Genomic DNA, 20,749 nt, shown 5'->3' on the forward strand with positions numbered 1-20,749 from the left:
TATTTTTTTCCCACCGCACATTTTTTAAAACCAATTTTGAGCCACCCCGCAAGTGGCACATTTGGCTTTGCCCCAACTCACAAAGCCGACCCTTCGCAAAGCCAAAAGAGCCACTTTCTTGCCAACGCACAAGGACATACAATCAGAATGAATAAATTAGCCATATGATATTAGATAACGAGAACGAAAATCTTAAAGTCCACGAGTGGATTTCAAAATATACGCAGACAGGAAAGCTTTCAATTGTAACAGGATATTTTACAGTTGGGGCTTTGGCTTATTTATCAAAAGAAACAAAGGACAAGATTGATGAATACAAATTCATACTTGGCGATATAGTAAACTTCGACACAGACAAAGACAGAGCACTAGACTTACTCAATGAAGAAATAAACATTGACGCATCTTTAAAACTAAGTAAGGTTGCACAAGAAGCAGTTGTATTTCTGGAACTTGACAAAGTAAAAGCAAAGACACTTGAGCCGAACTTTTGCCACGCAAAAGCGTATTTATACAAGCACAACGACAAAGACCCTCAAAAGGACTATTATATTTCAGGTAGTTCAAATTTGACAGAGGCGGGCGTTGGTTTAAAGACAACAAATAATGTAGAATTGAACATTGGCAGCTTTGGTTCAGACCCGCAATACAACGAGTTAATAAAATGGTTCGACAGCTTGTGGTCAAGACCACAAGCCCACGACTATAAAACCGTTGTTGACGGCAACGGTGGAGTAAATCGTATTCCATTTAAAAAATATCTGATTGACGAAATCAAAAAGATTTTCACAGAGTATTCACCCAAGCAACTTTATTTCAAAGTGCTTTTTGAGTTGTTTGGTGACGAACTCCTACTTGAAAAAGACAACCCTGAATTCAACCGCCAAATCGGGAGACTTGAAAATACAGTCGTATATAATTCGCTTTATGAATTTCAGCAGAAAGGCGTTCTGAGTTTGATTAAAATGCTTCAAAAATATAACGGAGCCATTTTAGCCGATGCAGTAGGTTTGGGTAAAACTTGGACAGCCTTGGCGGTGATGAAATTCTATCAGTTACAAGGACGTGAAGTGATTTTGATTTGTCCTAAGAAATTACAATACAATTGGCGAATTTATCAGAAGAATCAAAACTCTAAATTTGAGAAAGACCAGTTTGAATATTTCCTAAGATTCCATACCGATTTAACGGAAGGCTTGATGGAAAAATACCACGACAGGGCAGACAAACTTTTCATCAATGAAAAGCCTAAACTGTTTGTGATAGATGAAAGCCACAATTTGCGAAACGACAAGTCTAAACGATACAAATTTCTTGTTGACCTGATTCTTTCACAAAATGAAGATGTAAAAGTGCTGATGCTTTCAGCAACGCCAATCAATAATTCATTGATGGATATTAGAAATCAATTCAAACTAATTGTAAGTGGTAACTCAAAAGGATTTGAAGAATCATTAGACATTAAAAATCTTGATTACACTTTTAGAGCAGCACAAAAAGCATTTAACGAATGGACGGAAGACCCCGAACCAAAAATTGGTGAATTTATCAAAAAATTACCACCTAACTTTTTCAAATTAACAGATTCCTTAACAGTAGCCCGAACTCGTAAAATGATTGAAGGTCATCAGGACGGGTTGGAATTTCCAAACAAATCAAAACCTGAAAATATTTTCGTTACACCTAAACAGATTGGAAACTTTGAAAGCTTTGAAGAATTGTTCGACCATTTCCCGCCAATGCTTTCAGGCTACCAACCATCATTCTACATTGAAGAATTTGAGGATGCAGATGTTTTGCACGATGAAAAGCAGCGTGACCATTTCTTGGTGAAGATGATGTATATCTTGTTGGTGAAACGCCTTGAATCTTCTTGGTTCTCTTTTCAATCAACCGTAGAGAAAATTTTGGCACATCATCAAAATGCATTCGACAGAATCAAACAATATCAAGAAACCAAAAAAGAAACAGGCTGGAATGAATCACAGCCTTCCCTATTTGATGATGATGAAATATTGGCTCAAATTGAAGATTTCACCTTAGGCAAAAAACGTAAAACTCGTTTGGTTGACATTGACCGTTCTGGAAATATTGAAAACTACAAAAAGGATTTAAAAGCAGATATTGAAGCCTTGCAATTGCTCCAATCAAACCTAATTCAGTTTGAAAGAAAGATTGCCAAAGAAATCAAAAAACCACGCAACCACAGTAGCGAAGACGATAAACTTGAAACGCTAATAAACCGAATTGTAAAGAAAAGACAGTCGGGTGAGAATCACGGAAATTCAAAGGTTTTGATTTTTACGGTTTACAAAGACACTGCCTTTTATCTTTTTGAGCAGTTAAAAGCAAGAGGTTTTGACAAGGTGGCTGCCATTAGTGGCGACACGTCAATGGTTTGGGATGAAGAAGGCGAAACAAAACGCTACGAACCAATACTAGAACGCTTTGCTCCTTTTACCAAACTGTTCAGAGAGAAAGAATGGCAGTTTGAGCCAAGCAACAAAGAAAATGATTTGAAAAGGCAGTTTGACGAATGGCAATTGTGGATTGCAGAAAACGACAAACGGACTTATGAAAAACTGCAAAACCCAATTGACATTTTAATTGCAACAGATGCATTAAGCGAAGGACAAAACTTGCAGGATTGTGATTTGGTAATCAATTATGATATTCATTGGAATCCCGTTCGGGTTATTCAGCGGATGGGTCGTATTGACCGTTTGGGTTCGCCAAACTCTAAAATTTTTGGAATCAACTTTTGGCCATCAAACAACATCAATTCTTATTTGAATTTGCAAGGCAGAATAGAACAGCGAATGGCTGCAATGAAATTGGCAGGCTCAGAAGTTCACTTAGATTTCTCTGACACATTCAAAGAAATGGCAGAAGATGAAAATTTGGAACAGAAACAAAAAGCAAGAATGTTGGAACAAATGCAATCTTCTTGGGAAGAAATTGACACCGAAAAATCATTGGGCTTTGACGACTTCTCTTTAGAAACTTTCCGTCAGGAGTTGTTAGACGAGTTAAGTAAGAACGAGCAATTTTATAAATCACTTCCAAACGGCATTTACACTGGTTTTAAAGCCAATCAAGAAGTTTGCCCGCAAGAAGGGATGATTGCTTTGCTAGGTTATCCGAGTAAACCTACTAAGTCAACAAACTTTGAATACAAAGGTTACGAACTCATTTACATCGACCATTCGGGCAAATCAGTATTCTTAAACCAAAAAGAAGTGTTGGACGCATTGGCAAAACACAAAGACGAAATTCGCTTTGTTCCAAAAGCCATTGACCAAGGCGAACCAAAATCCATTGAACATTTATCTGCTGCATTGAGCACTTGGTTAAAAAGTCAGGCAACAGAAGAAGAGGTTCAGGAAGATGGAACAGTAAAACAAAAAATGGGAAAGGCTTCACTGGATATGTTGAACAAACTAAAATCAGGCAGCAAAACTACCATCCAAAAACTAAAAAACGAAGGTTCTACTTCGCAAAAATTCAATAAAGACAATTTCGATTTAATCACTTGGTTTATCATAAGTAAGTAATGAATTCAATCTCAAAATTCCATAACGAACCCTTCATTGATGCTTTAAAAGCATTTTTTGAAGAACTGAAAGTGCCGGTTGATTATTTGGCAGACGAACCCGCAACGGCAAACGACATTTTAGGAGAACGCTATAAAGCCAACAACGAAGCACATAAACTCATTGATGATGTGTATGCTTTAGGTATGGTAAATGATACCATTTTTGATGGCACAGAGACTTTCAAAAACTTAGCAGAAGTTAAGAAACTAAAAGCGGATTATGACGGCTTGTTACTTTTTGGTGTAACGCTTAAAAGCAGAAAAGACGGTTTGCCCATCACCAGAAGTCATTTGGCAGAAATCACTAGGACATTTAACCGCACTTTTCCTTATACACCTGTTACCATCATTTTCAAATATGACAACCTGATTTCTTTTGCTAACAGCGAACGCATACCCTACAAACAGGAATGGCGAGAAGGTGAGAAAATAGGAAAAGTTTCATTGCTAAAAGACATTGATACACAACAACCGCACAGAGGACATTTAGCCATTCTTAAACAATTGGTCATTCCTACAACAGGTAACAAAGCTGTAAAAAGCTTTACCCAATTGTATTATTACTGGCAGTCCGTATTCTCTATTTCCGTTCTTAACAAAACATTTTATGAGGATATCATTGCTTGGTTTAACAAGGCAGTTAAAGACATTAAAATACCTGACCAAAATGCTGGTTCTGAAAAGCACAAAGATTTTACCGTTCGCCTGATTGCCCGATTAATTTTCATTTGGTTTTTGAAAGAACTCAAAGTCGTAAAAGATGACTTGCTATTACCTGAATTTGAAAACGGAGAAGAAAATAAGCTGATAAAACCCAAAAGCAAAGGCACGGGCTATTACAAATTCATCTTGCAAAATCTCTTTTTTAATGCTTTGAACAGTGAGAAAAAAGACCGTGATAAAAAAGTCTTTGATGTATATGCTGCCAATTTTGATAAAGAAAAGGAAATCAAAGACCATATTTTCTTTTCGCCATATTTGAATGGTGGCTTGTTTGATATTCACCCGAATGATTGGTGTGAAATTGATAGAAAAGGAAACCACATTGTAAACAATGCCTTTGCTGTTCCCGACCATTTATTATTAGATACGGAAAAAGGATTGAACAGCATACTTTCAAGATACAAATTCACCATTGCAGAGAATACGCCACTGGAAGAAGAAATTGCCGTTGACCCTGAAATGTTGGGTAGAATTTTTGAAAACCTATTGGCAGAACAAAGCGATGACACCAAAGAAGCAGCCCGAAAAAATGCAGGAGCCTTTTACACCCCACGACCTGTGGTTTCTTATATGTGCAGAAGCACCTTATTGAAACATCTGGACACGGAAATAAAGCCTGAGAACAATAAAACTATCATCAAGAAACTTCTTGAAACAACCGTCCTTGACCCTGCTTGTGGTTCGGGTGCTTTCCCAATGGGTATGCTGGAAGAAATGATGCAGGTACTTACCACCGTTGACCCTGAAGGTAAAGTATGGGTGGCAGAAATGATGAAATCGAAAGATGATGAATTCAGAGAGCATATTTCTGAAATGTTTGCTGATGGACAAATTCGTTATGTGAAAAAATTAGGCTTGTTGCGTAGCTGCTTGTTTGGTGTGGACTTGTTGGAATATGCCATTGAAATAACCAAACTCCGTTGTTGGCTTTCATTAATTGTGGAGCAACGAGTAGATTTTAGCAAAGAAAATTACAACCTGAAACCTCTGCCCAACCTTGAATTTAAGTTTTACAAGAAAAACTCTTTGTTCCGCTTTTACAAAGACAAGAACCTAAATGAACTAATTGACCAGATTGACAATGATAAACTATTAAAAGAATTGGTGAATCTCGAAAACCAATATTTCATTGCCAAAAGCGACAGACACGGTACAAAAGAAGATATCAAAGACAAAATTGTAAAATTACTAGAAAAAGTTGTTGATAGTAAAACTGAACTTGTCAATAAAGAATTGAATTCTGCTCGAAATGCTGTAAATCATTTAACTACTAATAGAGGAACTGAAACAGAATTAAAAAGAGTAAAGAAAAAAGTAGAAACCTTAGCTAAAGAATTAGGTGAACTGGCTGTATTCAAAAACACCATCAAAGACTACTTTATTGAACGTGTAGTTTTCCCTGGCATTTTCAATAAGGAAAGTAAAAACCCTGGATTTGATATTGTTATTGGCAATCCACCTTATGTAAACAACAAGCTCATTAATAGTATGGGCTTAACAAAAAAAATGCAAGAAGAATACGGCTATTGCGATGACCTATATAACCATTTTACTTTTAGAGGTTTGGAATTGTTGAAATCAGGCGGTTTGTTGAGTTACATTACTTCCGATACTTTCCTTACCCTGCAAACAAAAAAGAATATGCGGATGCATTTCTTAGGCATTGCTGACAGTAAAGCAGCCGAAGGACAAACTGATTTGTTTGGTGAGCAGTTGCAAGAACATATACCTGTTTCTAATCCTGATTTGTTTGGTAATAAAAAAGTGGTTCAGGCAAGTTTAATACCCGTAAAAAAGGAAAATGCCAACAACCAATTTTTACCTGAATGCCGAGTAACAGAAATCATCAATACACCTAAAGCATTTGCAGCATTGGTGGACACCGCCATATTCACCGTAAAAAAAGAAAGAGCTATTGATAACCCCGAAATGGTTTACGTTGACATAAGAAAACCAAATGCTGAATCCTTTAATATTTCGGAAGATGAATGGAAACAGATACGGACTTCAAAAGAAAATCTATCGGGTTGGGAACGTATATTAGATAGAACTTTTGGAGCATTAGGACACGATACTCCCACGTGGAAAAACTCTCATATTTGCGATGGCGACAACGTATTAAAAGATGCCAACTCTACTTTGCTAAAATTCAAAGTTTCATTTGAACCCTATCGAAAAGCTATTAATTATGTATTGTTTTCACCAACTGAATACAATTGCCAATTATTAGAGAAAGTAATAATTCCTGCAAGGCCTGAATATGATTTATGGTGGGATAAAATTGTAACATCAAAAGAAATTGAAAAAAACAGAATTGTAATTAAAAAACATCACAAGCAATTAACCGTTGGTTCAATTTCTTTAATTGGCGTTATTACAGATGGTGGCCAAGGATTGGTTACAGGAAATGTTGGCAGATATGTTGCTTATAAATCAGGAACCAGATTTGCAGATAAATGTAAGGAAACTAGAGTAATAAAACTCTGGAATGCTATTCAAGTAGAACCAAATATTAATCAGAAATTCGGACTCCTTAGTAATTGCGAATACATTGATGATGTTAAAAATGTTTTAGATAACTTAAAAGAGTTGGAGATTTGGGAATTGTTCGATGGTATCAAGGAAATGTTTGGCATTAAAATTTTTGGCAAAGGTTATATGTATCGGATCGCTCCCAACAATTTGATCTTTGATTCTAATAATATTTCAGAACATCAAAGACTTAACGGGATTAAGGGCGATAAATATTTTGTCATTTATGACAAAGGTGATAAAGAAGGGAATAGATGGTATGTTGATACACCCTATCTTATTGATTGGAGTGAGGATTCTGTCAAGCAATTAAGCACGGCTGAAGACGCTAGATGGCAAGGATATAATTTCTTTTTCCGTAATGGCTTTTGTTGGACAAATGTTTTAAATCCTAATTCAACTTATTTTAAGTGTCGTTTAAAGGACAATACTATAAACGATGTTGGCTCAATGGCCCTATATGATGAAATTGGGATTGGTGACAAATTCTATGTATGTTTAGTTAACTCTTATATTGGCTTTAAGATTATGAGAGAATTTTTTAATTCATCTGTAAATATTACAACAAATGACATTAAAAAACTCCCCATCAAAATCCCATCAGAGAAGGAATTAAAAGTCTTTAACAAGAAGTTTGATGAATGCTTGGCTATCAAGAAAGAATATTTTGCAGGAGAAATAGACCGTGCAGAAATGAATTCCCAACTCCGCCCCATAGAAGCCGAAATAGACGAAATGGTCAACAAACTTTACGGCATAGAAGCCAAAGAAGAAATGGTATTGGATGAATTGGATGAGGAAGTTTTAATAACAGAAGAAACGGAAGAAGATGAAGACTAGCCCACGCATTTTGCAAGCACATTGCCAAAGCCGCACAAGCCCAAGCACAGGCCAAAGCTTTGTCAAAGAGCTTGCAAAGCCAACGCAGGACTAAACTGTTTTTAAAAAATTTCCCAACCATTCAAAAAATAAAAAAAACCACGCACAACCCGACACAGACAATGACACATAAATTCAATACTGACAATGGTTTTTAGACACAGACGACAGAACACCAGCCGGTAATAACTAAGCTTTCGTCTTGCCCGGAGGGCATGAGATGAATTGAAAATCACTGAACACCAAAACAAATAATAAACAAGTGAAGTAAAGCCCGTTGAACCCTTCGATAAACTCAGGACAGGCTCACCGGAGTAGCTTTATGTATTATGGAGTTTTCGAAGTGTAGCTTTAAAATATACCAGCAGTAATTTTGCCATTACTGCTTTTTTTTATAGTTGAACTTGTGTATGTATGTTGTTTTATGCGATTTTTCGATGCAATGAAACACAAGTTCCCTTACCCGTAAAAGTTAATTCACAGAAGCAAGTGTATTTTCGATAAGATATACTTTTGGCGGATCTCTTTGCAAAAAAAACGTGTAACGTAATCAAATTACCAACCTTAGTCCGTAAACAATGTGTTTAAAATACGATTGTGAAGGAGATTTAGAGCGTTGTTGGAGTTCAAAGAGGTAATCTTTAACCTGTTCAGGATCTAATTGGGTTGGAAAAGATCCAAAATGAAGCGCCATTGCAGCTACATTACGTGAATAATTTTCGAAAGTGCGTTTACTTCGTCCTAAAATAGAAATATTACGCTCAAAACGTTGCAGAAGTTCAGAAAAACCATTAATTTCGTTACAAGCGCGATTCAAATATTTGTTCGCTCTTAATTCTTCCGGAGATTTTTTTTAGTTACCATAGTATCAATTATTTAATCGTTAATAAATACTAAGGTACGAATATCATCGCAACGAAAGCTACCGGAGGTTTAGTTCAACAAGGTATTACCAAAAGCGGGGCTGAATTGCAAAATTCAACAGTAGTTTTTCAATTGAACTTTAGTAATAAAATGAAACTTTGTGCTCCGAAACCCGCCCGAACGCAGAGCCCCGAACCGTTAGCTGTAAGTTTAATGACCCGACACCGAACAAACAATGGCGACAGAATTAACGAAAGAACAATTTTTAGAAATATTGCAAGATAGCGAAGTAACACGACCTGACGACTTAGCTGTTTTTCAGACAATTTATTCTTTTGACGGACATAAAGCATATGCAAGCCAAGTCGGACGGATTTTAGGCGTAAAAGCAAAATTGCCAGCTAGTCCTATAAACTTACAAATCGGACGACTTGCAAAACGCATTGCTAAAAAACACGACATAGACTTTACCGTTAGACAAAATCAACAGTTCAAATATTGGGACTTGTTTTTTAACGGTTGGAACGAAAAACAATTTTGGGTTTGGCAACTAAAAGACAACTTGAAAGACGCTCTTGAAGAAACTGAACTGACAGGCGACAAACCATACTCTGACGAAATTCTGTAAGCTCCCCCAGAAAAAGTACAGCCACCAACACAGGCAACCATTGCACAACGCCCAATTTCTGAAAATCAACAAAACAATAAAAAAAAACTCCTTTTACTCAAAAACAAACCCTTTCAAAAAACTGAAAGGGTTTGTTTTTTATGAAACTGTTAAAGCCAATCGCTTCATTAAGTTTTTGTCTAAAGCATGCTTAACAAAGTCTTGGTTAATTTCAAAACTTGTTTGGTCAGAGCCTGGTAAATCATACATAGGGTCGGTTAAAACGGCTTCGCATAGCGATCGCAATCCACGTGCGCCTAATTTGTATTCCAATGCTTTATCCACAATGTACCAAAGCGCATCTTCGGTAAATGTCAGCGATACGCCGTCCATTTCAAAAAGTTTTTGGTATTGTTTTACCAAAGCATTTTTAGGTTCTGTTAAAATGGAACGCAAGGTGTCGCGATCCAGCGGATCCATGTGCGTTAAAACGGGTAAACGACCTATAATTTCAGGAATTAATCCAAAATCTTTTAAATCTTTTGGAATAATGTATTGCAATAAATTGTTTTTATCGGCTTTTTCGTTATCCTTTGATGAACCAAAACCTACGGCATGAAAGTTCAAGCGTTTGGTGATGATTCGTTCAATACCGTCAAAAGCACCACCTGCAATGAATAAAATATTGTGGGTGTTTACTTCGATAAACTTCTGGTCGGGGTGTTTTCTTCCGCCTTTTGGTGGTACATTCACCACAGAACCTTCTAAAAGTTTTAACAACGCTTGCTGCACTCCTTCTCCACTCACATCGCGGGTAATGGATGGATTGTCGCTTTTGCGGGCAATTTTATCAATTTCATCGATAAAAATAATACCTCTTTGCGCTTTCTCCACATCGTAATCGGCTGCTTGCAATAGTTTTGTGAGAATTCCTTCCACATCCTCGCCCACATAACCTGCTTCTGTTAAAACGGTTGCATCAACAATAGCCAATGGCACGTTTAACATACGGGCAATGGTTTTGGCAACCAAAGTTTTTCCGGTCCCAGTTTGCCCCACCACGATGATGTTGCTCTTTTCAATCTCAACATCGTTTTTGGAATCTTGTTGCAACAAACGCTTGTAGTGGTTGTAAACGGCTACTGCCAATACTTTCTTGGTTTGTTCCTGACCTATTACATATTGATCTAAAAATGCTCTGATTTCCTGTGGTTTTCTCAATAAAACCTCATCAGACAATCCTGATCCGTTTTGCGCTTTTAATTCTTCAAGAACAATTCCGTGAGCCTGTTCCACGCAGTTTTCGCATATATGTGCATCTATTCCTGCAATTAAAATAGTGGTCTCGGCTTTTGGTCTTCCGCAAAAAGAACAGCTATATCCTTCTTTCATTCTACTTATTCTCTTATTAAAACTTCATCAATCATTCCGTATTCTTTTGCCTCGTCTGCACGCATCCAATAATCGCGTTCTGAGTCTTTATATACTTTGTCATACGGTTGATTGGAATGTTTTGCAATGATTTGATACAGTTCTTCTTTTAATTTCAACATTTCTTTTAAGTTGATTTCCATATCGGTTGCAACACCTTGAGCGCCACCCGATGGCTGGTGAATCATTACTCGCGAGTGGGGCAATGCCGAACGTTTGCCTTCTGCACCAGCACATAGCAATACTGCTCCCATTGATGCTGCCATTCCGGTACAAATTGTTGCTACATCTGGTTTCACGAACTGCATGGTATCGTAAATTCCCAGACCAGCATAAACGCTTCCGCCTGGTGAATTGATGTAGATGGAAATATCTTTTGATGCGTCAACACTTTCTAAAAACAGCAATTGTGCTTGAATGATATTTGCTACATAATCATCCACACCTGAGCCTAAGAAAATGATACGATCCATCATTAAACGCGAAAACACGTCCATAGACGCTATGTTCATTGGGCGTTCTTCGATGATATATGGCGTCATGCTTGCTGCGGGTGTCATAGCAGTAATCATTTTGTCGTAATACAAATTGTTTACTTTGTGGTGCTTGGTAGCATATTGTCTAAATTGCTGCGCAAATTCGTGCGTAGCTTTCGGGTCTTTACCGTATTTCATATTATTTCTTTCTAAAAAATTGTTATAAAAAATAAGCGTCGAAACTTTTTGTTCGACGCTCAAATATACTTGTTTTTTTGCTAAAAATTATTCTCCGTAAACCTCTTTAACAAAATCTTTGTAAGTTACTTCTTTTGTTTTAGCATCCACCTTTTCAGCAAACAATTTCATCATTTTTTCGTTCATCAATTGTTCTGAAATACGTTTTACTTCTTCTTGGTTCGATAAAACGCGTGATACAATATTGGTTACATCATCTTCTGATGGTTCTAACTGACCAAATTGCGCCATTTGATCTTTGATTAAACCTGAAGTGTAATCTTTAATTTCATCGAATGTGATTTGCAAGTTATTATCGGTAATAATTTTACCTTCGATTAACTGGTAACGCAATCCTTTTTCAGATTTAGCATATTCTTCTTGCGCTTGCTCTTCTGTTAAAGTGGTTTCACCTGCTGTTTGCAACCATTTAATTAAAAATTCTTTCGGCAAATCGAATTTGGTGTTTTCAACCAAAGCTTCTACCGTATCGTTCATGAATTTTTGATCGGCTTGCTGTGCAAATTGTTTTTCTGCATCTTCTTTGATACGTGCTTTTAATTCGTCTTCAGAAGTTACTTTTCCTTCGCCAAACAATTTATCGAAAAATTCTTGGTTCAATGCTGCTTTTTCTTGTGTTGAAATTTCTTCAATGGTGAATGTCACTTCTACATCTAAACCATGGACTTTATCGTGATCTACTTTTAAAACATCCATCAATTTATGTTCGTCTTCAAATAAACCTTTTGTAGAAACGGTTACCTCATCGCCTACTTTTTTACCGATAAATTTCTTTTGATTGGTTTTGGTTCTAATGTTGGAAACATTGAAGGTTGTTTCATTTTCAATACCTTCTGCTGTGTTGGCAACTTTCACACGAATATCATCGCCTTCTTCTACTTTATCTTTAGAAACCAACTTTCCGTATTGCTTTTGAATATATTCCACCTGCTCGTTTACCATTTCTTCGTCGGCCACAATTTGGTATTTTGTAGCGTTTTTAGCAGCAGCTAAATCAACGGTAAATTCTGGCGCTAAGCCTAATTCAAAATCAAAGCTTAATGTATCTGCATCCCAATTGATATCTTTAGCCACTGGAAGTGGATTTCCTAAAATATCAATCTTTTCGTCATTCAAATAATTGCTTAAACTTTCTTGCAACAATTTGTTTACTTCGTCAAACATTATTGCTTGTCCGTATTGTTTTTTTACCAATGCAGCTGGCACTTGTCCTTTTCTGAATCCTGGTATATTTGCGTTCTTTCTATAATCTTTTAGAACGTTTTCCACCTTTGCTGCATAATCTTCTTTTGCTACATCAATTGTAATAACTGCGTTTAAAGCATCTACATTATTTCTTGTGATATTCATTATAAATTTTATTTTCTAACTAAAATTGGCTTGCAAAAATACATTATTTTTACAAGCCAATCAAATTTTTAAATAATTGAATATTAATTATTAGTAAAAATTAATCGTTATTCATTAATCCGCCTACAATTGATTGCACAATAGACAAAACCAAACTGAATAATAGTGCGGGAAAAAAGCCATTTACATGAAAACCTCCTACGATATAGCTGCACAGCATAATGATTAATGCGTTAATCACAAATAAGAACAGCCCCAAGGTTAAAATAGTAATGGGAATAGCTATTAATTGTAAAAGGGGTTTTACTAAAAAATTGAGCAACGCCAATACAATAACCACTATTATTGATGAACCAAAACCATCTACATGAACGCCCGGCAGAAAGTTTGCAAGCAGGTAAACAATTACTGCTGTTACGATTAAATTGATTATCATTTTCATAGCTTATTTATTTTTTAGTTGGATGCTTTAATGGTCACCCCAGGATAATTTCCAGGAACAATTAAAGGCAATTGTGCTTTGTAATGTTCGTTGATAACTTTCACAATTTCATTTGCTACAAAAGCGTATCCACGAGGATTTGGATGAATTCCATCTAAAGAAAACAATACTTTATTCACATTTTGCCCGTTGAAATAGTTTGCTGTATAAAATTGTCCATCACCTAAACGAATACCGGTTGTTAAATAACGCATAATGGCATTCATATCGGCAACAGCTAATTTTTTTGAACGCGCGGTTGACCAAATAATATCGTTGAACTTATCGGTTGCTTCTTTAATATTTTCTTGTTCAGAAGGAATTAACACATACTTATCTTCTAAAGGAAAAGTTACTCCTAATTTATCAAACGGAGCAGGTAATGCACTTGCCTCGCCAATTACACCGCTTGTTCCTAGTACAAATAAATCATTTCGTGTTGCATGGCGTGCTTTTCCAAAAACCTGACCAATTACTGTTGCTTGTTGTGCCGGAACATTGTTTGCAATTAAAGCTCCAGTAATTATTGCAGACATGTCGGTTAAAGTTTCATCTGCAATTAATAACGGGTTTTGGCCCGTTGATGAATACAACTGAATACGATCTCCTTGGCCTGCTGCTGTTAAAATTTGCTTCACAGGACCAAACAATTGGGTGTTTAATTGATTCACCACTGTTTGTCCGCCCAAAGCTTCAGCCGTTAAAGGGTTGTATGGAACAGTTGTAAAATGCGGAATAGAAGTTACATAAGGAATGGTTGCAACCACACCTTTTGCACCATTACTTGTTAAGGTATTGATGATGGTGCTGTAAGCCGACGCAAACACTTGCGGATCAGTGATGTCGTTACTGCCATAGGTAGCCGGATTTAAGTTTCCTTCTTGATTTACGCCTACACCACCCGAGGTTGCGTATGACAATACATCGTTTGACCCAATCCAATTGGTAAAAAATGTAGGATTTAAACTCATTGCATCACTCAAAATGGTAGTATTTGGACTGGTTGCATGACGCACAAAATAAGGATTTGCAGTTCCTGATGCCATATTTGCCAAATTTCCATAGCCAGGTGCCAATAGGTGAAATGACTTTGCTAATGGAACACCCATGTTGTTGTAAGCTTTTGCTTGCAGCTCGCTTACTTCGATTGTTGGAGTTCCAGTTAAATTTTCAGAGCCACCAGCCGACATGTTTAGAATTAATCGGGTATTTGCAATTTTTTGCCCCATAAACAACAATCCACCTAAATCATTGGTGTCATCACCAAAAGATGGTTGGGTAAAAGTACCACCGCCTACAACAGCAAACTGCTTTGCCAACAAATTAGGAAAAGAATACTGCTGACCAGAACGATACATGGTTCCATCCATAAAACCTGCTGTGAGTGAGTTTCCCAGAGCTACATAACTTGAAAAATCGGCCTCGCCTTTTGAATAGCTTGCATTTGAAACTTCGTTGTCGAATTCTGGCTCACAGGCAACAAGCCCCACAGCGCAAGCTGCTAATAATATTGATTGATATTTTTTCATGATGTTCAATTAAAAGTTATACGATAAACCTAAACCTAAAGAATAAGCTGCAGAACGATAGTCTCCACCAAATGAAACATGCGTACCATCTTCTATGTAGTGGTCGTAAGAATTTTTAGTTTCTTTAAAGTGTAAAGCACTTGCAGCAAAGTCAATTCCAAATTTAGGCGACACTTGGTAAGTAAAACCTAATGTTCCGGCAATTGCATCATTTCTTGGTGTTTCAGGTGCAAAATATCCGTCTTGAACAGGCGATATATCGTAGTATCCACCTACGCGTGCTGAAAATTTTTCCGATGGTGCAAATTGCATTCCTCCGCGGATTGTTCCTGAACTTTTATAATTTCTTGGGTTGACAGAAGTGCCTATTTGCGGATTATCAAATTCAATCACTAAATTGTCATAGGCTTTCCAAAAGGTGTAGTTATAATCAACTGCTGCCAACCATTTATTGTTGATTTGGTATGAAAAACCAATAGTTAACTCGGCTGGTAAAGGCATGGTTGCATCGAATTTTCCGTTGGGATAGGTGCTGCTTAAGAAACTTGGTAAATCATTAAAATTAGCAGCGCCACCTTCCACTTTCATGTCAATTTGTGAGCGGTAATTTGCTCCAAAGGTAACATAATCGTCTAAGCGAGCAGTAAGCCCTACGTTGTATCCCCAAGCGCTAACACCTTGTGCATCGATGGTAACATCAGAACGGTTTCCGTTTTCGTCAACCAAACTGCGTGAAAGGTTTCTATTAAAGGTTACTGCACCATTTACATAGATCAAACCAGCACCAAGGCTAATATTATCTGTAATTTTGTAGGATACAGTTGGCTGTACAAAAATAGCTTGTAAATCGATATTGTTCACTAAATGCGACCCTGGCCAATCTTGTTTCCATTCCACAGAACTTCCGTAAGGTGTATATACAGCTAATCCCACAGAAAATCGATCAGAAACCTGATAATTTCCGTATAAATAAAAGGGAGTTCCCATATTATCTGAGGAGTTAGACCAATTGTATAAAGAGTTCTGAAACTTTACGTTTGAAAACAACGCAGTGGCTCCTGCAGAAAAGCTCCATTTGCTTTTTAAGAACGTACCACTGGCAGGGTTAAAAAACAAACTTTCGGCATTTTGACCAATGACAGCAACTCCGGTGTGACCCATTGCTAATTGGCGCTGACCTTGCATACTAATGCGGTAGCCACCAGCAAACGAATTTGCTGCTATTAATGACAATAAAGAAATAGATAAAATTTTCTTCATAACTAAACTTTTATTAATGTTAGTATTCCAAATATAAAACATTTTACAAAAGCATAAAAACTTGTTCAGAAAATTATCACATTCTTAATTTTTTGTTAATTAAATACACATTTCAATACTATGCACGCATATTATTTTAAAAAAACCATTGATTTATCAAAGAATTCGTCCGGATTATCGGCATGCAACCAATGCCCTGCGTTAGAAACAGTCTGGATATTTGCCTGTGGAAAGTGTTTTTTTATTAAAACTTCATCGTTTTCTGTTATATAGGTCGATGCACTTCCTTTCAAAAAAAGAGTAGGTTGATCAAAAACAGTTCCGGCTGGCAACGCCTCTCCTATTGCATCTTCCTTCTTATTAAAGACTTCTAAATTAAAACGAAAACCCAATTGTTGAGGAGTTACCCGATACACATTTTTCATTAAAAATTGCACCACTCCGGGTTCGTTTACATACTTTTCGATGGTTTCTTGCACTTGGTTTCGCGAAGGATTGTTAGAAAAATCAACTGCGTTTAAAGCAGCCATCACATCTTGATGGTGTGGTGCATAATACTTAGGAGCAATATCGGCAACCAACAATTTATCAACCAATTCAGGATGCATTACAGCCAAATACATAGCAACCTTTCCGCCCATAGAATGCCCAATAATAGCTATTTTTTCTAAATTATGGGCTTTGCAATAAGCAACCACATCTGCAGCCATTGCCTGATAATTGAATAAATCGGAATGAAAACTGCGCCCGTGATTGCGCAAATCTAGCAAATGTGCTGCAAAACCGTTCTCTGCATATTTGCCTCCAAGAGTTTTCCAATTGTCGCTCATTCCCAAAAAACCATGTAAAATTAACAATGGTGTTCCCTTGCCTTCTACTTTTGCATATAAAATATCGTTCATTATCGTAATTTTTGATTGTATAAACACACCACATTTTCTAATCCCAAATAAATCGCTTCAGAAATTAATGCATGCCCTATGGAAACTTCTAACAAACCAGGAATATGTTGTTTGAAAAATGCAATATTATCCAAACTTAAATCGTGCCCGGCATTGATTCCCAACCCTAATTCGTTTGCTAGTTCGGCAGCTTTAGTATAGGGCTCAATTGCTTTAAAATTTCCCAAGCCATATTGGTGTGCAAAAGCTTCGGTATATAATTCAATACGGTCGGTTCCTATTTCTTTAGCACCTGCTACCATTTCCAAAACCGGATCCACAAAAATCGAAGTTCTAATACCGTTTCGTTTAAATTCGGCAATCACCTCTTTTAAATACGCTTGATGTTTTACAGTATCCCAACCAGCATTAGATGTAATGGCATCAACAGCATCGGGCACTAAAGTAACTTGCGTGGGTTTGCATTCCAATACCAAATCCACAAAATTGTCCATAGGATTTCCTTCTATATTATATTCGGTATGCACCACATGTACCAAATCACGTGCGTCTTGATAGCGAATATGGCGCTCATCGGGTCTTGGATGAATGGTTACGCCTTGTGCTCCAAACCTTTGCACATCGGCAGCTACTTTTAATAAATCGGGAACATTACCACCGCGTGCATTCCGCAAGGTGGCTATTTTATTGATATTTACAGATAATTTTGTCATTTAAAAAGTAATTTATCAACAAAAATACAAAGTAAATTGGGTGTAAAACCGATTATTTTAATTATTTTGCAATGAATTTTTTTGATATGAAATCGATAGAAAATCTTATAAAGCAAAAACCGAAACCTTTTTCGTTCCAAACAAAATTTGAAGATGTTTTCGAATTTTCGGAAGAAAACCAATACAGCCATTTTCCGGTGGTTGAAAACGGCGTTTATATGGGGTCTATTGCCACAGTTGATATCATCCCGTCTAAAACAAAAGCCGTGGGCGATTACCGCTATTCTCTTTTGCCTTATTTTGTGAGAGAAGACGCAGGTTGGTTTGAAACACTTGAAAAATTTGCACAATTCGATTGCAATTTACTCACTGTTTTAAACGAAAACAACCTATATATAGGATATGTGTTGTATGAAGATGTGCTGCCTTTTTTCAACGAAACCCCGTTTATGAAAGATGCCGGATTGGCAATTGTGGTAGAAAAACACTATTTGGATTACAGCATTAGCGAAATTGCACAGATTGTAGAAACCAACAATTGCAAACTGTTGGGTGTTTTTGTATCGGAAATGAAAAACAATAACGCGCAAATCACCATAAAAGCGTCTGCAGGAAATATCAACGAAATCATTCAAACATTTCGCCGGTTTGGCTATGAAATTGTTTCAGAACACAACCAAGATTCTTATTTAAACGAACTAAAAGACCGTTCGGCTTATTTAGATAAATTTTTAAATATTTAAAATGTATATGAAATTTGCCATTTACGCACAAAATTTCAAACCCAATTATAAAGAAATTGTAGAAAAAATTGTTCGTGCGGTGAAAGCCCACAATGCCACTGTTATTTTTGAAAAAGATTTTTATCAACTTTTAAAAGAAAACAATGTTTTAAACTTTTCTTACGAAACCTTTTCATCGCATACTGATATTGATGACGACACCAATTTCTTTGTAAGTATTGGTGGCGATGGAACGTTGTTGCGAGCTGCAAACTTTGTGAAAAGCAAAAACATACCTATAGTGGGTGTAAACGCAGGTAGATTAGGTTTTTTAGCCAATGTGCAGCAAGAAGCGATTGATTTTTTAATTCCGCTTTTATTTTCCAATCAATATACCTTGTCACGAAGAACATTGTTGCAGCTAAATGGACCGAATGAAGCGACTTCTAAATTCAACGTGAATTTTGCATTGAACGAAATTACAGTGACCAGAAAAAACTCTACCTCAATGATCACAGTGGAAACCTATATCAACAATGAATTTTTAGCAACTTATTGGGCAGACGGTATCATAATATCAACTCCCACAGGAAGCACCGGTTACAACCTTAGTTGTGGAGGACCTATTATAACACCCGATAGTAATTGTTTAGTAATCACACCTATTGCCCCGCATAATTTAACAACCCGTCCGTTAATCATCAACGACCGCAGTAAAATTAAAATGAAAATTGGCAGTAGAGAAACGCAATTTTTATTATCGTTAGATTCTGAAATGGCTGCAATAAGCAACGATTCCGAAATTGAAATTGCATTGGCAAACCATACTGTAAACATGGTAGAATTTCCCTCGGTAACTTTTTTAAGAACCTTAAGGAGTAAATTATTGTGGGGTGAAGACAAAAGAAATTAGCCCCAATTTTGTAAAATGCACCATAAATTTAAAATATATTCGTTTACATTAGTATATTTGCAAATTATCCATACAATGAAAAGAAAACTTTTTACCATATTAACTATTTTAGGTGCTTGTACCGCTCAGAGTCAAATTCACGAACTTGGGCCAACTGTTGGTGCAACCAATTATATTGGCGATATTGGATCAACAACATACATTAACCCAACCGATATGGCGTATGGTTTTCAATACAGATGGAACCGCAGTCCAAGGCATTCTTGGAGAATCAACTACACCTATATGCCCATTTCGGGCAAAGATGCCGATTCGGATATGCCCTTGCGACAAGCGCGAAATTTAACTACTAAAAACAACCTAAACGAATTAATGCTCGGGTTAGAATTCAATTTTTTTGAGTTTGATTTGCACAATGATTGGTTTGCTTTTACGCCTTATGTACACACTGGTATTGCGGGTATTTCGTATAAAGAAACCTATTTTAACAACTTTAACCGACAAATTGAAAAAGACACCGAATATGCGTTGGCACTGCCTGTAACTTTAGGTGTGAAAGCCTTACTAAACAAACGTTTTGTAATTAGTGCCGAAGTAGGTGCCCGTTATGCGTTTACTGATAATTTAGATGGAAGCAATCCTGCAAACCCGTCCACCACTATCGCTGCGTTTGGAAATACAAACAGCAACGATTGGTATGTTTTTTCAGGTATAAGCCTTTCCTATACGTTTGGTAAAAACCCTTGCTATTGTGCCCCAAGATAAAATGAAAGAACACACGATAATTCCCGAAAAATTACCTCAACATCTGGCTATTATAATGGATGGAAATGGCAGGTGGGCAAAACAAAAAGGCTTTTTAAGAACAATTGGCCATGAAAATGGTGCAACAGCTGTTAAGCGTGTGGTAGAGCAATGCACCCGTTTGGGAATTCCTTTTTTAACATTATACGCTTTTTCTACAGAAAACTGGAACAGGCCACAATTTGAAGTAGATATGCTTATGAAATTATTAGTAAAGGCATTAAAAAAAGAAGTAAAAACTTTACAAAAAAACAACATAAAACTAAATGCAATTGGCAATTTGAATCTTTTACCTAATAATGTTCGTAAAGAATTAACAGAAGTTTTAGAAAAAACCAAAAACAACAACCGCCTTACACTTTCCTTAGCTTTAAGCTATGGCTCTAGAAATGAGCTTATTGAAGCCACTAAAGAAATCTGTAACAAAGTTAAAAATAATATAATTTCGATTGATGCTATTGATGAATCTATTATTAATGAGCATCTTTACACCCATAATTTACCCGATGTTGATTTGCTGATTAGAACAAGTGGCGAACAACGCATAAGTAACTTTCTTCTGTGGCAAATTGCCTATGCAGAGCTGTACTTTTGCGATGTGCTTTGGCCCGATTTTTCTAATGAGCATCTTTTTCAGGCACTAGAGGTTTACCAAAACCGCGAACGCCGATACGGTAAAACAAGTGAACAAATCAATAAATAATTTTTAA

Annotated in this window: 16 protein-coding genes; 7 read left to right on the forward strand and 9 right to left on the reverse strand. The window is 36.6% G+C overall.

What is annotated here, in order from left to right; all coding sequences use genetic code 11:
* The first annotated feature begins 164 nt into the window (after positions 1–164).
* Positions 165–3,554 carry a helicase-related protein gene (locus tag MG290_RS05905; protein ID WP_264562922.1) on the forward strand — a complete coding sequence of 1,130 codons (3,390 nt, stop codon included), beginning with the start codon at positions 165–167 and terminating at the stop codon, positions 3,552–3,554.
* Entirely contained in the window at positions 3,554–7,690 is a 4,137-nt protein-coding gene (locus MG290_RS05910) for an Eco57I restriction-modification methylase domain-containing protein (RefSeq protein ID WP_264562923.1), read from the forward strand. Before MG290_RS05905 ends, MG290_RS05910 begins: the two co-directional genes overlap by 1 nt.
* 589 nt (positions 7,691–8,279) lie before the next feature.
* Here the strand turns inward: MG290_RS05910 and MG290_RS05915 are convergent.
* Positions 8,280–8,546, reverse strand: a complete 267-nt coding sequence (locus MG290_RS05915) for a phage integrase N-terminal SAM-like domain-containing protein (protein ID WP_264562924.1) — start codon at positions 8,544–8,546, stop codon at positions 8,280–8,282.
* Between the two features lie 282 nt (positions 8,547–8,828).
* On the opposite strand from MG290_RS05915, the gene MG290_RS05920 reads away from it, so the two are divergent.
* Positions 8,829–9,221, forward strand: coding sequence for a hypothetical protein (locus tag MG290_RS05920; protein ID WP_264562925.1), 393 nt, complete (start codon positions 8,829–8,831; stop codon positions 9,219–9,221).
* A gap of 138 nt (positions 9,222–9,359) precedes the next feature.
* On the opposite strand, the gene clpX is transcribed toward MG290_RS05920, so the two are convergent.
* The 8 genes from clpX to MG290_RS05960 form a co-directional block, all read right to left on the reverse strand.
* Entirely contained in the window at positions 9,360–10,592 is a 1,233-nt protein-coding gene (gene clpX, locus MG290_RS05925; RefSeq protein ID WP_264562926.1) for an ATP-dependent Clp protease ATP-binding subunit ClpX, read from the reverse strand.
* A 5-nt stretch (positions 10,593–10,597) separates the two neighbouring features.
* Positions 10,598–11,305 carry an ATP-dependent Clp endopeptidase proteolytic subunit ClpP gene (clpP, locus tag MG290_RS05930; protein WP_257498263.1) on the reverse strand — a complete coding sequence of 236 codons (708 nt, stop codon included), beginning with the start codon at positions 11,303–11,305 and terminating at the stop codon, positions 10,598–10,600.
* A gap of 87 nt (positions 11,306–11,392) precedes the next feature.
* A complete protein-coding gene (tig, locus tag MG290_RS05935; protein WP_264562927.1) occupies positions 11,393–12,715 on the reverse strand; it encodes a trigger factor in 1,323 nt (440 codons plus the stop codon).
* 100 nt (positions 12,716–12,815) lie between these two features.
* A complete protein-coding gene (locus tag MG290_RS05940; protein WP_264562928.1) occupies positions 12,816–13,157 on the reverse strand; it encodes a phage holin family protein in 342 nt (113 codons plus the stop codon).
* 14 nt (positions 13,158–13,171) lie between these two features.
* Complete coding sequence (locus MG290_RS05945; protein WP_264562929.1) at positions 13,172–14,725, reverse strand: G-D-S-L family lipolytic protein; 1,554 nt, start codon at positions 14,723–14,725, stop codon at positions 13,172–13,174.
* A 9-nt stretch (positions 14,726–14,734) separates the two neighbouring features.
* On the reverse strand, positions 14,735–15,985 hold the full coding sequence (locus MG290_RS05950; protein ID WP_257498259.1) for an OmpP1/FadL family transporter: 1,251 nt from the start codon (positions 15,983–15,985) through the stop codon (positions 14,735–14,737).
* Between the two features lie 131 nt (positions 15,986–16,116).
* Positions 16,117–16,878, reverse strand: coding sequence for an alpha/beta fold hydrolase (locus MG290_RS05955; protein WP_264563185.1), 762 nt, complete (start codon positions 16,876–16,878; stop codon positions 16,117–16,119).
* A gap of 8 nt (positions 16,879–16,886) precedes the next feature.
* Positions 16,887–17,600: a pyridoxine 5'-phosphate synthase gene (locus MG290_RS05960; RefSeq protein ID WP_264562930.1), complete on the reverse strand. Its 714-nt coding sequence runs from the start codon at positions 17,598–17,600 to the stop codon at positions 16,887–16,889.
* 86 nt (positions 17,601–17,686) lie between these two features.
* Here MG290_RS05960 and MG290_RS05965 point away from each other — a divergent pair, with 86 nt between their 5' ends.
* From MG290_RS05965 to MG290_RS05980, 4 genes are all read left to right on the forward strand, one after another.
* Positions 17,687–18,343: an acetoin utilization protein acuB gene (locus MG290_RS05965; RefSeq protein ID WP_264562931.1), complete on the forward strand. Its 657-nt coding sequence runs from the start codon at positions 17,687–17,689 to the stop codon at positions 18,341–18,343.
* Positions 18,344–18,350: 7 nt separating this feature from the next.
* Complete coding sequence (locus MG290_RS05970; RefSeq protein WP_257498255.1) at positions 18,351–19,235, forward strand: NAD kinase; 885 nt, start codon at positions 18,351–18,353, stop codon at positions 19,233–19,235.
* Between the two features lie 75 nt (positions 19,236–19,310).
* A complete protein-coding gene (gene porG / locus MG290_RS05975) occupies positions 19,311–20,000 on the forward strand; it encodes a type IX secretion system protein PorG (protein WP_257498254.1) in 690 nt (229 codons plus the stop codon).
* Position 20,001: 1 nt separating this feature from the next.
* On the forward strand, positions 20,002–20,742 hold the full coding sequence (locus MG290_RS05980; protein WP_264562932.1) for an isoprenyl transferase: 741 nt from the start codon (positions 20,002–20,004) through the stop codon (positions 20,740–20,742).
* Positions 20,743–20,749 lie beyond the last annotated feature (7 nt).

Origin of the sequence: Flavobacterium sp. CBA20B-1 (assembly GCF_028473145.1) — a bacterium.
In the GTDB taxonomy this organism is placed as follows: Bacteria; Bacteroidota; Bacteroidia; order Flavobacteriales; family Flavobacteriaceae; genus Flavobacterium.

What these genes read in the sequence shown, in the direction of transcription:
- MG290_RS05905 (WP_264562922.1), top strand. Translation starts at nt 165, where the DNA reads ATGATATTAGATAACGAGAACGAAAATCTTAAAGTCCACGAGTGGATT.
- MG290_RS05910 (WP_264562923.1), top strand. Translation starts at nt 3,554, where the DNA reads ATGAATTCAATCTCAAAATTCCATAACGAACCCTTCATTGATGCTTTA.
- MG290_RS05920 (WP_264562925.1), top strand. Translation starts at nt 8,829, where the DNA reads ATGGCGACAGAATTAACGAAAGAACAATTTTTAGAAATATTGCAAGAT.
- clpX (WP_264562926.1), bottom strand. Translation starts at nt 10,592, where the DNA reads ATGAAAGAAGGATATAGCTGTTCTTTTTGCGGAAGACCAAAAGCCGAG.
- clpP (WP_257498263.1), bottom strand. Translation starts at nt 11,305, where the DNA reads ATGAAATACGGTAAAGACCCGAAAGCTACGCACGAATTTGCGCAGCAA.
- tig (WP_264562927.1), bottom strand. Translation starts at nt 12,715, where the DNA reads ATGAATATCACAAGAAATAATGTAGATGCTTTAAACGCAGTTATTACA.
- MG290_RS05940 (WP_264562928.1), bottom strand. Translation starts at nt 13,157, where the DNA reads ATGAAAATGATAATCAATTTAATCGTAACAGCAGTAATTGTTTACCTG.
- MG290_RS05945 (WP_264562929.1), bottom strand. Translation starts at nt 14,725, where the DNA reads ATGAAAAAATATCAATCAATATTATTAGCAGCTTGCGCTGTGGGGCTT.
- MG290_RS05950 (WP_257498259.1), bottom strand. Translation starts at nt 15,985, where the DNA reads ATGAAGAAAATTTTATCTATTTCTTTATTGTCATTAATAGCAGCAAAT.
- MG290_RS05960 (WP_264562930.1), bottom strand. Translation starts at nt 17,600, where the DNA reads ATGACAAAATTATCTGTAAATATCAATAAAATAGCCACCTTGCGGAAT.
- MG290_RS05965 (WP_264562931.1), top strand. Translation starts at nt 17,687, where the DNA reads ATGAAATCGATAGAAAATCTTATAAAGCAAAAACCGAAACCTTTTTCG.
- MG290_RS05970 (WP_257498255.1), top strand. Translation starts at nt 18,351, where the DNA reads ATGAAATTTGCCATTTACGCACAAAATTTCAAACCCAATTATAAAGAA.
- porG (WP_257498254.1), top strand. Translation starts at nt 19,311, where the DNA reads ATGAAAAGAAAACTTTTTACCATATTAACTATTTTAGGTGCTTGTACC.
- MG290_RS05980 (WP_264562932.1), top strand. Translation starts at nt 20,002, where the DNA reads ATGAAAGAACACACGATAATTCCCGAAAAATTACCTCAACATCTGGCT.